Below are 12,470 nucleotides of genomic sequence, written 5' to 3'. Positions count from 1 at the left end.
CACATCACACACCCGTCGCCGGGATACCCGTCCGCTCAACCGGTCGCGGTGCGGTCAGCTCTTTCCAGGTGCTCAGCGCTTTGTGCACATGGGTATTGGCCTCACGCGCCACGAATTTCCCATGGCCCTCCTGCGTTCTGATCTCGCCATCATGCACCGCCACTGCGCCACGGGTCAGCGTGAACCGCGGCAACCCGCGCACTTCTTTACCCTCGAACACGTTGTAGTCGATTGACGACTGTTGGGTCTCGGCCGAGATCACCTTGGCCTTGTCCGGGTCCCAAACCACCAAATCCGCATCAGCGCCCACCAGAACTGCCCCTTTTTTCGGATAGCAATTCAATATCTTGGCGATATTTGTTGAAGTAACTGCAACAAACTCGTTCGGCGTCAAACGACCCGTGTTCACCCCATAGGTCCACAGCATCGGCATCCGATCCTCCAACCCTCCGGTCCCATTGGGGATCTTGGTGAAATCTCCCACACCATAACGTTTCTGCTCGGTCGTAAAGGCGCAATGATCCGTGGCCACCACACTCAGCGTGCCCGATTGCAGACCATTCCAAAGGCTGTCCTGATGTTGCTTGTTCCGGAACGGAGGGCTCATGACCCGGCGCGCCGCATGTTCCCAATCGTGGTGGAAATACTCGCTTTCATCCAGCGTAAGATGTTGGATCAAGGGCTCGCCCCAGACCCGCTTGCCCTGCATCTTGGCCCGCCTGATGGCCTCGTGCGCCTCTTCGCAAGACGTATGCACCACATACAGCGGTACACCCGCCATGTCGGCAATCATGATCGCCCGGTTCGTGGCCTCGCCCTCGACCTGCGGTGGGCGGGAATAGGCGTGTGCCTCGGGGCCTGTGTTGCCCTCGGCCAACAGCTTTGCACTTAGTTCGGCCACCACATCGCCGTTCTCGGCATGGACCATAGCCGTGCCGCCCAGCTCCGCCAGACGCTTGAACGAGGCAAACAACTCGTCGTCATTCACCATCAACGCGCCCTTGTAGGCCATGAAGTGCTTGAACGTATTGATGCCGCGCGTCTCGATCACGGTCTTGATGTCGTCAAACACCTGCTCGCCCCACCATGTCACGGCCATGTGGAACGAATAATCACAGTTCGCCCGTGTCGACTTGTTGTCCCAGCGTTTCAGCGCGTCCAACAGGCTTTCACCGGGATTGGGCAGCGCAAAATCCACCACCATCGTGGTCCCGCCAGCCAGCGCCGCCCGCGTCCCGCTTTCAAAATCATCACTGGAGTAAGTCCCCATAAACGGCATCTCCAGATGCGTATGCGGATCGATCCCGCCGGGCATGACATAACAGCCCGCCGCATCCAATTCCTTGTCACCACGCAGGTCCGGCCCAATTTCGGTAATCACGCCACCTTCAACCTTCACATCCGCCTTGTAGGTCAGATCAGCGGTCACAACGGTTCCGTTCTTGATCACAGTGCTCATCTTAATCTCCCTGATGCGGTCTGCGCCGCTTGCTTCACCTGGCTGGAAATATCCCGGGGGAGTCGCCCCTTGGGCGACGGGGGCAGAGCCCCCTACTCCACGATTTCCGCCGTTTCGACCACCGCATGCAACAGAACATCCGCCCCGGCAGCCGCCCAGTCCTTGCTGATCTCTTCGGCCTCATTGTGGCTGAGCCCATCGACACACGGGCACATGACCATGGCGGTCGGTGCCACCCGATTGATCCAACAGGCATCATGGCCCGCGCCCGAGATGATATCCGTGTGCGAATAGCCCAGCCTGTCCGCCGCATCCCGAATGGCCGCCACGCATCTCTCATCGAATTTCACCGGATCGAACCCACCGACTTTCTCAAACTCGATCTGCAGGCCCATCTCATCGACGATGTCCTCGGCAGCGACGCGTAGACGGTTTTCCATATCGGTAATCACGTCCAGTTCGGGCGAGCGGAAATCGACCGTGAACACCACTTTGCCCGGAATCACGTTGCGCGAATTCGGGAAGACATCAATGTGCCCTGCCGCCCCAACTGCATGCGGCGCATGCGACCATGCGATCTCGTCGACTTTCTCAAGGATACGCGCCATCGCCAGACCGGCATTCTTGCGCATCGGCATCGGGGTCGAGCCGGTATGGGCGTCCTTGCCCGTCACCGTCACTTGTGTCCAGCTTAGGCCCTGACCGTGGGTAACAACCCCTATGTCCTTGCCTTCGGCCTCCAGAATCGGTCCCTGTTCGATGTGCAACTCAAAGAAGGCGTGCATTTTGCGCGCGCCAACCTCTTCGTCGCCGCGCCAGCCAATGCGTTGAAGCTCTGCACCGAATGTCTTGCCCTCGGCATCTTCGCGGTCGTAGGCCCAGTCCTGCGTGTGCATGCCCGCAAACACGCCCGAGGACAGCATCGCCGGAGCGTATCTTGTGCCCTCTTCATTGGTCCAGTTGGTCGCCACGATCGGATGTTTTGTCTTGATGCCAAGATCGTTCAGCGTTCGGATGATTTCCAACCCGCCGAGGACACCCAGAACACCGTCATATTTGCCACCCGTTGGTTGTGTATCCAGATGCGATCCAACATAGACGGGCAAGGCCTCGGGATCTGTGCCTTCGCGCCGCGCAAACATATTGCCCATCTGGTCCAGCCCCATGGTGCAGCCTGCATCCTCGCACCAGCTTTGAAACAACGCGCGGCCTTCGGCGTCTTCGTCCGTCAGCGTCTGTCGGTTGTTGCCACCAGCAACGCCCGGGCCGATCTTGGCCATCTCCATCAGGCTATCCCACAACCTGTCGCCATCGATCCTGAGATTCTGCGCCGGAGCTGCCATAGTCATTTTCCCTGTTGCTTGCGATTTGGCTCGCTTTTGGTGTCTTGATTTGACCATATGGTCAAACTCACGCTATCACGGGTTCGACATCAGTCAAGAAATTGCACGCCAAAGCCGGATTTTTCCGCATAGTCCGCAGCAAGATGGCGCAAAACCAGACAGGTTGGAAAGATGCCTAAAGACCGCGCACCGACCAGAATTCAGAAAAAGAACCGCGCCGCGATTCTGGAGGCCGCGCTTGACGTGTTTTCAACGCACGGGTTTCGCGGTTCAACCGTTGACCAGATCGCGGCAGAGGCCGGGCTCAGCAAGCCCAACCTTCTGTACTATTACCGCAGCAAGGACGCGATTTACGCGGCACTTCTTGAACGCCTTCTGGACACATGGCTGGACCCATTGCGGGCCATCAAACCCGACGGCGACCCCCTGCAGGAATTGTTGGGCTATATCCACCGCAAACTGGAAATGAGCCGGGACTATCCCCGGGAAAGCCGTCTGTTTGCCAATGAAATCATTCGCGGCGCGCCACAAATATACGATGTCCTGTCCACTGACCTGAAATCTCTGGTGGATGAAACCGCCCAGTTGATCCGTCAGTGGGCCGCCAAGGGGCATATCGCTGACGTAAACCCCTATCACCTGATCTTTTCGATCTGGTCCCTGACGCAGCACTACGCTGATTTCGACGTCCAGATTCGAGCGGTTCTGGGCGGGCCCGAGGCCGATCCTTATCCTGAGGCAAAAATCTATCTCGATCAGGTGTTCACGCGGCTTCTGACGCCGCAGGGGTAAGCGCTATTTTGACGGCTTCAACGCCAGAATACGTTTCAGGATAACTATGGCCATCGCAAGCAGGATCGTGAAATCCCCCATGGTCTTGACCGTGTTGATCTTGGGCACCTTGCCTGCATCTTTGACGATGGCAGTGTACATTTTCTGCTGCTGGACACCGGCCATGTGGTCCTTGGCCGAAGATTTTACGAACCCATCGAAATCCTGAAGCGCTTTGACCTTCTTGATCACCTGCCCCATGAAGCGCTGATCCAGCTGGCGGTCGTCCTTCAGCTTGGTCATCATCTCGTCAATCGAGCGTTTCAGCTTTCGAAGATTGTCCAGATCGCGCTTTATTTGCTTCTGGTGCTGCACAAAGTTCTTGGCGGCAAGCGCATCGCGTTGCTTGGCCTTGGACAGGGCCACTTTTTTCTTGGATGTATCGCGGTCAAGCTTGGTGACCTTGTTGCCACCCTTGGTCCGGCCCGGTGGTACCGCTGGCATGACATTCTCCTGTGATCCTGTCTGTCAGCGGCAGTGTATCACCGAACCGGTTCTTTCGGGATACCGGTTTCTCTTACTCTGCGGCCTTGGCCATCGGGTTGTTCGGGTGAGACGTCCAGTTGGCATACTCTTCCTGGACTACCTTGCCGGTGCGTGGATCAACCTCGCCCACAGCCATCGGCTCCATCGAGATGCAGCCTTCGACAGGGCAGACATCCACGCAGAGGTTGCAGGCCACGCATTCTTCGTCGATCACCTCGAACACGCGATCCGGCGACATCGAAATGGCCTGATGGCTTGTGTCTTCGCACGCAGCGTAGCAGCGACCACATTTGATGCACTGATCCTGGTCGATCTTGGCCTTGGCGATGTAGTTCAGGTTCAGGTACTGCCAGTCTGTCACATTCGGCACGGCGCGACCGATCACCTCCGAGACGTTGGAATAGCCCTTCTCGTCCATCCACTCGGACAGGCCAGCCGTCAATTCATCGATGATCTTGAACCCGTAGGTCATGGCCGCAGTACAAACCTGCACGTTGCCGCAGCCAAGGGAAATGAACTCGGCGGCGTCGCGCCATGTGGTCACACCGCCGATGCCGGAAATCGGCAGGCCATGCGTCGCCTCGGCCCGGGCGATTTCGGAGACCATGGACAGGGCGATGGGCTTGACCGCCGGGCCGCAATAGCCTCCGTGGCTGCCTTTGCCGTCAATCGATGGTTCGGGGCTGAACGTGTCCAGATTGACGCTTGTGATCGAGTTGATCGTGTTGATCAGCGACACCGCATCCGCACCCCCATTCCGGGCCGCAGCTGCCGGTTTGCGGATATCCGTGATATTCGGCGTCAGCTTCACGATCACCGGTCGGTCATAGTACATCTTGCACCAGCGCGTGACCATTTCGATATACTCTGGCACCTGTCCGACGGCCGAACCCATACCCCGCTCACTCATCCCGTGTGGGCAGCCAAAGTTCAGTTCGATCCCGTCCGCGCCGGTCTCGGCCACACGCGGCAGAATGGCCTTCCATGCCGCTTCTTCGCACGGCACCATGATCGAGGCGATCAATGCGCGATCCGGATAGTCGGCTTTTACCCGCGCCATTTCCTCAAGGTTCACGTCCAAGGGCCGGTCGGTGATCAGTTCGATATTGTTGAGACCCAGCAACCGACGATCCGCACCATAAATGGCACCGTAGCGCGGGCCGTTGACGTTCACGACCGGAGGTCCCTCGGACCCCAGCGTCTTCCAGACCACGCCGCCCCATCCGGCCTCAAACGCGCGGCGAACATTGTATTCCTTGTCCGTGGGCGGGGCGGACGCCAGCCAGTAGGGATTGGGGCTGGAAATGCCCAGAAAGTCTGTTGTCAGGTCAGCCATGGGTACTCCTTTCCGGCTCCTCAGCCGGTTTTCTTGAAAATCATCTCGGTCGGGCGAATCCGCCCGGCATGCAGGTTTTCGACGTAGTTTTGAAACTTCTCAGGCGCAGTCTCGCCCATCATCAGGTGTATGCCCAACGGCGCCGGACCCGATTCTGCAATCTTTGCAAAGACTTCTTCGAAGAACTTGATGGCAAAATCGGTACGATCCGTCTCGGTCACAAGGTCAAGCCCCGCCGCCGTGGCCGCATCCTTGTAGACTTCGGGCGCGTGTACGAAGGATGTCTCGGCGACGGTCGACCAAGGCAATGGGAAGGCCAAGGGTTCGTCCACCTCTCCTCCCATGACGTCGAACAAGGCAAAGATGCCGCCCGTGGCCAGTGCGCGCGACACTTCCGCAAACAGCGCCGCCTTGTCTTCGATGTTCATGCCCACATGAAGCATCACGGCAAGATCGAACCCCGCATCCGGCACCGGCATGTCCAGGGCACTGCCCACATGGAAACTGGACTTGTCCGAATGACCCACAAGCGCGCTCAGAGCTGTGGCGGTTTCCACAAATTCCGGCGTCAGGTCGACCCCCGTCACCGTCGAGTCAAACCGGTCAACGATGTAACGCGACGTCCCGCCGATACCGCAGCCCACATCCAGAACGCGGGTGGCATGGGACGGAGAAAGCTGGGCAAACAGATTGTCCGTCGCCAATACGCCGCCGGTATGGAATTCGTCCCCGGCCTTCAGATCAGCCACCGTGGCAGCATCGGGATCAACGCCGCTTGCCGCAAGCGCTGCGCGCACACGCTCCGTCAGGGCACCCGTTGTATAATGGTTGGCAACAGCTTGTTCGATCTGTGACATGAGACGACCTCCGCAGTGACAGGAATGGGGTGAACACCCCACCCTATCACGAAACGAGCACTGCGTGGATGTCCATCGCCGCATCCCGACCCTCGGCCACTGCGGTGACGGTCAGGTCTTCTCCGCCCGCTGCGCAGTCTCCGCCCGCCCAGACACCGGCCATGGACGTGCGCCCAGCGCCGCTGACCGCAATCTTGTTGCCGTTCAAGGCCAGCCCTTCGGGTGCACCATCCAATGTTTGACCGATGGCCTTCAGAACCTGATCCGCAGGCAGGCGGATCGTCTCTCCGGTTCCGGTCAGCGTGCCGTCCTGGCTGGCGGTATATTCCAGCTCGATCTCGGCGGCCGCGCCGTTTCCATGCACAGAGACGGGCTGTACATTGGTCATGATCCTAACGCCATGTGAGGCCGCCAGATCCTGCTCATATCGACTGGCCCCCATTGCATCGCGCCCCCGGCGGTAGGCAATGGTGACGTGCTCGGCCCCCAGCAGTTTGGATTTCACTGCCGCGTCCACGGCTGTCATTCCGCCGCCGATCACGACCACATTCCGGCCGACCGGCAAATCCGCCAGATCGCTGGCCTGCCGCACGTCTGAAATAAAATCCACCGCGGCGCGTACGCCGTCCTTGCCTACACCACCTGCGCGCAAGGCATTCACCCCGGCCAGACCGATGGACAGAAACACCGCATCGTAGTTCTCGGACAATCCCTCCAGTGAGATGCCCGCGCCCAGAGCCGACCCGGTCTCGATTGTGATTCCACCGATCTTGAGCAGCCAGTCGACCTCGGCCTGCGCGAAATCATTGGTCGACTTGTAAGCGGCGATGCCATATTCATTCAGGCCGCCCGGCTTGGGTTTGCTTTCGTGAATCACGACGTCATGGCCCAGCATTGCCAGCCGGTGCGCACAGGCCAGACCTGCGGGCCCCGCCCCAACCACAGCCACGGTTTTGCCCGTCGCTGCAGCACGTTCGAACGGGTGAATGCCCGAGGCCATCAGGTCATCCGTCGCAAAGCGTTGCAGGCGCCCGATCTCAACCGGTTTTCCTTCGGCGGCTTCACGCACGCAAGCCTCTTCGCACAGTGTCTCGGTCGGACAGACGCGGGCGCACATGCCACCCAGAATATTCTGATCCAGAATAGTCCGTCCTGCCGATTGCGGTTGACCGGCCTGAATCTGACGAATGAACAACGGAATATCGATAGCCGTTGGACAGGCCGTTATACATGGCGCGTCATAGCAGAAATAACAGCGATCTGCGGCCACGGCCGCCTCATGCGGGGCCAATGGTGGATGCAGATCGGTGAAATTCGAGGTCAGCTCATCGCTGGAAAGCCGCCCAGAGACGATCCCGGGTGCCATCTGGCCCTGTGCCATCACTCTACTCCCTGTAGATATGTTTGTTGTAGCTTCAGCTTGCCACAAAAAAAAATTTTATCAATTGGTAAATTTTATCAAGTGGTCAAAAACCGAAAAATCCGGGCGATTGGCCCGAATTCCTGCGGTTTTGCCCAGAAATTATGCGAACCTTGGCCTAAACCATGTCGGTCAAGTGCCCCGATTTGATCCAGACGCGCGCACCACCCGGCCCCGCGACAGCGGTAGAGCGCGCACCGGGCGGCAGGCGCAGCCAGTCCCAGGTGTCAAACGCTTCGCTGCTTTCCGTAAACCCTCCGTCGATGACAAACACCTCCAGACCGCCTGGCGCGTCCAGATCAACGACCTCTCCGGCAGCCCAATGGGACACGCGCACGTCTTCGTTGTCATCCCTGAACAGATGCAAATTGCCATCGTCATTGATCGAGCGTTTCACCTCGGTCCGATCTTGGGGGTCGAATTGATGCAGCTTGACCAGAATAGTCGCCCCATCAGACGCCGAAGGCGTATGGGATGTGGTCGGTGGGTTGCGTACATAGCTCCCGACAGGGAAATCTCCGGTTTCATCCTGAAATACACCGTCCAGAACCAGGTATTCTTCGCCACCGTCATGGGTGTGGGCCGCAAAGGCACTGCCCGGAGCAAAGCGCACAATGGTCGTCGCACGGGCGACTTCCTCTCCGATCCGGTCCAGCATCTTGCGTTCGACCCCGGCGGCGGGGGATTGCACCCACTCGGTCTGATCAAAATGCACCGCTGCGCGCTTGGTGAAGTCTGCGTTGATCCGCATGGGCGTCTCCTTGACTGCTTTCCTGATCCCAGATGGGATCACAAGCGCGGATTTCAAATCAACAGTTTTTGACGCCCCTCCTGGCTTGCTGTAATGCCGATGCAAAGCGCCGATGGGAAAAGGCATAGATGCAGGCTTCGCAGAATTTCAATATCGTCATCATCGGACAGAACAACCGCTTGCAATACGAGGCCGTTCTGTTTGCTGCCTCCTTGCGCCATTGCACACCCGACTTCGCGGGGAAGCTGTATGTTGCCACCCCCAACCCCGGCCCACGCTGGGGCCAGAACCCCGGCATCCAGAACGAGGATGTGCGCAAAGCGCTGACACAACTGGACGCCGAGATTCTGCCCTTTGACAACCATGTCTTCGGCCAAAGCTACCCGCATGGCAACAAGATCGAGGCCTTGCTGGCGCTGCCCGAAGGCGAGTCCTTTGTTTTCTTCGATACGGATACGCTGATCACCGGCAACCTGACCTCGGTCCCGTTCGATTTCGACCGGCCCGGTGCATCGCTCAAGGTCGAGGGGACCTGGCCAAAGCCCACGCTGTACGGGCCGGGGTTCGAAGGGATCTGGAGCGCGCTGTACCACCGGTTTGGACTGGATTTCGACAGCTCAGTCGACAACACCCAGCCCAGAGAGCACTGGCGGCGGTTCCTTTACTTCAATGCGGGGTATTTTTTCTACAAATGCCCGCGTCAGTTCGGCGAGCGTTTCGTGGACTTCGCCCGTGCCATCCGAGACGAGGACATCCCTGAACTGACCGGCCAGAATCTGGATCCGTGGCTGGATCAGGCTGCTCTGCCTCTGGTGATCCATTCCTTTGGCGGTGGGCGCGATGCCTTGCCTGATGGCCTGCTCGACGGTTCGGTCAGTTGCCACTATCGGTTGTTTCCGTTGCTCTATGCGCGTGAAAGCGACCGAGTGGTCGAGGTCTTGGAAACCGTCGCGACCCCCAACAAGGTCAAAAAAGTTCTGAAGAACTATGACCCGCTGAAACGGCTGGTGATCCAAGGCAAGGGGCACAAGATCCGCGAGATGTTTGATCGTGACAACCTGCCGGGGCGCGAACAGGCCATTCGCAAAGCCATCAAGGCCAAGGGCCTTTGGCTGCGGTGACAGGATCGTTGTACAGGGGCCTGCAATGGCCTACAGATTCGGCAACACACAGTCCAACAGGAGATTTTCAAGATGTCTGACGGCCCAACTTACGGTTTCGACACGCTGCAGATTCACGCAGGCGCACGCCCTGACCCCGCAACCGGAGCGCGCCAGACCCCGATCTATCAATCAACCGCCTATGTGTTTCGCGACGCCGACCACGCGGCCGCCCTGTTCAACCTGCAAGAAGTGGGCTTCATCTATTCGCGCCTGACCAACCCAACAGTGGCTGTGCTGCAAGAACGTGTGGCGACGCTGGAAGGTGGCGTTGGTGCGGTGTGCTGTTCTTCGGGCCACGCGGCGCAGATCATGGCGCTATTCCCCTTGATGGGTCCGGGTTGCAACGTGGTGGCTTCGACACGCCTGTACGGAGGCACAGTCACGCAGTTCAGCCAGACGATCAAACGCTTCGGCTGGTCGGCCAAGTTTGTCGACACCGACGATCTGGACGCCGTGAAAGCCGCAATTGACGAAAACACCCGCGCGATTTTCTGTGAATCCATCGCCAACCCTGGCGGCTATGTCACGGACATCCGGTCGCTGGCCGATGTTGCGGACGAAGCAGGCATTCCGCTGATCGTCGACAACACCTCGGCCACGCCCTACTTGTGCCGCCCGATCGAACACGGCGCGACACTGGTCGTACATTCGACCACCAAATACCTGACCGGCAACGGCACGGTCACCGGCGGCTGCATTGTGGATTCGGGCAAGTTCGACTGGTCCGCGAATGACAAGTTCCCCTCGCTCAGCGAACCCGAAAGCGCCTATCACGGGCTGAAATTCCATGAGACCTTCGGCCCCTTGGCCTTTACCTTTCACGGCATTGCCATCGGTCTGCGTGATCTGGGCATGACCATGAACCCGCAAGCCGCGCATTACACCCTGATGGGTATTGAGACCTTGTCGCTTCGCATGGAACGTCATGTCGAGAACGCCCAAAAGATCGCCGCATGGCTCGAAGCCGATGACCGTGTGGACTACGTGACCTATGCGGGCCTGCCCTCGTCGCCTTACAAGGATCGGGTCAAGACGCAGTACCCGCGTGGCGCGGGGGCTTTGTTCACCTTTGCCGTCAAAGGTGGCTATGACGCCTGTATCAAACTGGTCAACGCGCTGGAGATCTTCAGCCACGTCGCCAACCTCGGCGATGCCCGGTCGCTGATCATCCATTCGGCGTCGACCACGCACCGTCAGTTGACACCCGAGCAGCAAGAGGCTGCGGGCGCGGGTCCGAACGTTGTGCGCGTGTCCATCGGGATCGAGGATGCCAACGACCTGATCGCCGATCTGGATCAGGCGCTGAGCAAAGCAAGCGCGTAACCCATGAGCGGGCACGACACCAACGCACTGGGCCAACCCATCGGTCTGCCGGTCACGGGCGAGTTCCCTCGCCCCACCCCGCCCTACACCCCGATGGAGGGCCAGTATTGCTCGGTCGTGCCGCTGGACGTGAACCGGCATGCGCCCGGATTGTTCCGGGCGTTTGCCAACGACACCGATCACCGCAACTGGACCTACCTGCCCTACGGACCGTTTGAGACAGAGCGTGGTTTTGAAACTTGGGCCCGCGCGAACTGCATGGGCGCGGACCCGATGTTTCACACGGTTCTGGATGTAGATCAGGTGCCCGTTGGCATGGCATCATACCTGCGCATAGAACCTGCGGCCGGGGCGATCGAAGTCGGGCACATTCACTTCTCACCACTGCTGCAGCGCAAGCCGCAATCGACCGAGGTCATGTACCTGATGATGCGGCGCGTCTTCGATGAACTGGGCTATCGCCGCTATGAATGGAAATGTGACGCGCTGAACGCGCCGTCACGCACTGCCGCCGAGCGGTTGGGGTTTACCTTCGAGGGAGTTTTTCGTCAGGCCACCCACTATAAGGGGCGCAATCGCGACACAGCCTGGTTTGCCATCATTGACAGCGATTGGCCCCGCATTCGCGCCGCGTTCGAGGCCTGGTTGTCACCGGACAACTTTGACGATGCGGGCCAGCAACGGAAACCGCTGATGGCCCGTGTCGGGGCTTGAACTTATTCGGAGATCGAGAAGACCATCGAGACATTGACGGACACGTCAATCTCTCCGCCTGCGACCGGAATTCCACCAGCATCCGCCATGCTCATCGCGCGCATCTCGGCCATAGGGTGGACGCCACCGCCTTGCTCGGCAATGGACTCAACCGGTCCCAGGGCAACCCCGGCTGCCTGCGCCAGTTGTTCAGCCTTGGTCATCGCATCGGCAACCGCTTGCGCGCGGGCCTGCGCCTGGACCGGCTTGGGATCTTGAACTCCAAAGCTCAACCCGCCGAAATCGTTGGCACCGTCCTGAATGACCGCGTCCATGATCTGACCCAATTGGCTGAGATCACGCACGCGCACAAACACGCGGTTCGAGGCCACAAAGCCGGTGATCTTGGGCTGATCACCGTTTTGCGCGTTTCTGCCCGACCAGACCGGCGACAGCGACAGGTCGCGGGTTTGCACGTCACGATCTTCGATCCCCATTTCGTTCATTCGCGCAAGTACCTGCGCAACCGCCTCGGATGTGGCCTGCATCGCAGCCGAGGCCTCGGCGTTCTCATTTGTGACGCCCAGCGTGATGGTCGCCATATCAGGCGCGACCTGCACGGTTCCGGTGCCACTTACCGAGATGCGACGTTCTTCCGCAGACGCCACGCCCGCAGCCATCGCGGCCATCATCGCGGCCAGAAAAGCAAATGTCTTCAAGGTGATCCCTCCAATTTACTGTCTTTCAACATGGGTCGGCAGGACCGGACCATACAAGGGGAAGGTCCGGCTTTTTCTTTCCCTCGGCG

12 protein-coding genes are annotated in these 12,470 nt (G+C 59.3%); 4 read left to right on the top strand and 8 right to left on the bottom strand.

What is annotated here, in order from left to right:
• Positions 1-4: 4 nt before the first annotated feature.
• Positions 5-1,459: a dihydropyrimidinase gene (hydA, locus tag ACR0L4_RS02230; protein WP_170748596.1), complete on the bottom strand. Its 1,455-nt coding sequence runs from the start codon at positions 1,457-1,459 to the stop codon at positions 5-7.
• Positions 1,460-1,551: 92 nt separating this feature from the next.
• The gene (locus ACR0L4_RS02225; RefSeq protein ID WP_480510253.1) at positions 1,552-2,802 is read right to left on the bottom strand and encodes a Zn-dependent hydrolase; all 1,251 of its coding nucleotides are present in this window, start codon (positions 2,800-2,802) and stop codon (positions 1,552-1,554) included.
• Positions 2,803-2,973: 171 nt separating this feature from the next.
• On the opposite strand from ACR0L4_RS02225, the gene ACR0L4_RS02220 reads away from it, so the two are divergent.
• A complete protein-coding gene (locus ACR0L4_RS02220; RefSeq protein WP_170748594.1) occupies positions 2,974-3,594 on the top strand; it encodes a TetR family transcriptional regulator C-terminal domain-containing protein in 621 nt (206 codons plus the stop codon).
• Between the two features lie 3 nt (positions 3,595-3,597).
• Here the strand turns inward: ACR0L4_RS02220 and ACR0L4_RS02215 are convergent, their stop codons facing one another.
• From ACR0L4_RS02215 to ACR0L4_RS02195, 5 genes are all read right to left on the bottom strand, one after another.
• Positions 3,598-4,077: a hypothetical protein gene (locus ACR0L4_RS02215; RefSeq protein WP_480510251.1), complete on the bottom strand. Its 480-nt coding sequence runs from the start codon at positions 4,075-4,077 to the stop codon at positions 3,598-3,600.
• Between the two features lie 73 nt (positions 4,078-4,150).
• Positions 4,151-5,455, bottom strand: a complete 1,305-nt coding sequence (preA, locus tag ACR0L4_RS02210) for an NAD-dependent dihydropyrimidine dehydrogenase subunit PreA (RefSeq protein ID WP_170748592.1) — start codon at positions 5,453-5,455, stop codon at positions 4,151-4,153.
• Positions 5,456-5,475: 20 nt separating this feature from the next.
• The gene (locus tag ACR0L4_RS02205; RefSeq protein WP_480510249.1) at positions 5,476-6,312 is read right to left on the bottom strand and encodes a methyltransferase domain-containing protein; all 837 of its coding nucleotides are present in this window, start codon (positions 6,310-6,312) and stop codon (positions 5,476-5,478) included.
• 46 nt (positions 6,313-6,358) lie between these two features.
• Positions 6,359-7,693, bottom strand: coding sequence for an NAD(P)-dependent oxidoreductase (locus ACR0L4_RS02200; RefSeq protein ID WP_480510247.1), 1,335 nt, complete (start codon positions 7,691-7,693; stop codon positions 6,359-6,361).
• Between the two features lie 157 nt (positions 7,694-7,850).
• A complete protein-coding gene (locus ACR0L4_RS02195) occupies positions 7,851-8,483 on the bottom strand; it encodes a cupin domain-containing protein (RefSeq protein WP_480510245.1) in 633 nt (210 codons plus the stop codon).
• Between the two features lie 128 nt (positions 8,484-8,611).
• On the opposite strand from ACR0L4_RS02195, the gene ACR0L4_RS02190 reads away from it, so the two are divergent.
• The 3 genes from ACR0L4_RS02190 (at position 8,612) to ACR0L4_RS02180 (ending at position 11,683) form a co-directional block, all read left to right on the top strand.
• Positions 8,612-9,604, top strand: coding sequence for a hypothetical protein (locus ACR0L4_RS02190; protein ID WP_480510243.1), 993 nt, complete (start codon positions 8,612-8,614; stop codon positions 9,602-9,604).
• A gap of 72 nt (positions 9,605-9,676) precedes the next feature.
• Positions 9,677-10,969 (top strand): O-acetylhomoserine aminocarboxypropyltransferase/cysteine synthase family protein, encoded by a 1,293-nt coding sequence (locus tag ACR0L4_RS02185; RefSeq protein WP_170748587.1) that lies wholly within the window; start codon positions 9,677-9,679, stop codon positions 10,967-10,969.
• A 3-nt stretch (positions 10,970-10,972) separates the two neighbouring features.
• Positions 10,973-11,683 carry a GNAT family N-acetyltransferase gene (locus ACR0L4_RS02180; RefSeq protein ID WP_480510240.1) on the top strand — a complete coding sequence of 237 codons (711 nt, stop codon included), beginning with the start codon at positions 10,973-10,975 and terminating at the stop codon, positions 11,681-11,683.
• Positions 11,684-11,685: 2 nt separating this feature from the next.
• Here ACR0L4_RS02180 and ACR0L4_RS02175 read toward each other — a convergent pair whose 3' ends face one another.
• Entirely contained in the window at positions 11,686-12,381 is a 696-nt protein-coding gene (locus tag ACR0L4_RS02175; RefSeq protein ID WP_480510238.1) for an SIMPL domain-containing protein, read from the bottom strand.
• Between the last annotated feature and the right edge of the window lie 89 nt (positions 12,382-12,470).

Source organism: Ruegeria sp. AB5, from assembly GCF_056542645.1.
Note: the sequence above shows the minus strand (reverse complement) of the source record. Positions and strands in the feature narration are given on the sequence as shown.

Bases quoted from the DNA above. Each gene is read 5' to 3' on its own strand.
- ACR0L4_RS02220 (WP_170748594.1), top strand. From the start codon at position 2,974: ATGCCTAAAGACCGCGCACCGACCAGAATTCAGAAAAAGAACCGCGCC.
- ACR0L4_RS02225 (WP_480510253.1), bottom strand. From the start codon at position 2,802: ATGGCAGCTCCGGCGCAGAATCTCAGGATCGATGGCGACAGGTTGTGG.
- ACR0L4_RS02195 (WP_480510245.1), bottom strand. From the start codon at position 8,483: ATGCGGATCAACGCAGACTTCACCAAGCGCGCAGCGGTGCATTTTGAT.
- ACR0L4_RS02190 (WP_480510243.1), top strand. From the start codon at position 8,612: ATGCAGGCTTCGCAGAATTTCAATATCGTCATCATCGGACAGAACAAC.
- ACR0L4_RS02185 (WP_170748587.1), top strand. From the start codon at position 9,677: ATGTCTGACGGCCCAACTTACGGTTTCGACACGCTGCAGATTCACGCA.
- preA (WP_170748592.1), bottom strand. From the start codon at position 5,455: ATGGCTGACCTGACAACAGACTTTCTGGGCATTTCCAGCCCCAATCCC.
- ACR0L4_RS02200 (WP_480510247.1), bottom strand. From the start codon at position 7,693: ATGGCACAGGGCCAGATGGCACCCGGGATCGTCTCTGGGCGGCTTTCC.
- ACR0L4_RS02215 (WP_480510251.1), bottom strand. From the start codon at position 4,077: ATGCCAGCGGTACCACCGGGCCGGACCAAGGGTGGCAACAAGGTCACC.
- ACR0L4_RS02180 (WP_480510240.1), top strand. From the start codon at position 10,973: ATGAGCGGGCACGACACCAACGCACTGGGCCAACCCATCGGTCTGCCG.
- hydA (WP_170748596.1), bottom strand. From the start codon at position 1,459: ATGAGCACTGTGATCAAGAACGGAACCGTTGTGACCGCTGATCTGACC.
- ACR0L4_RS02205 (WP_480510249.1), bottom strand. From the start codon at position 6,312: ATGTCACAGATCGAACAAGCTGTTGCCAACCATTATACAACGGGTGCC.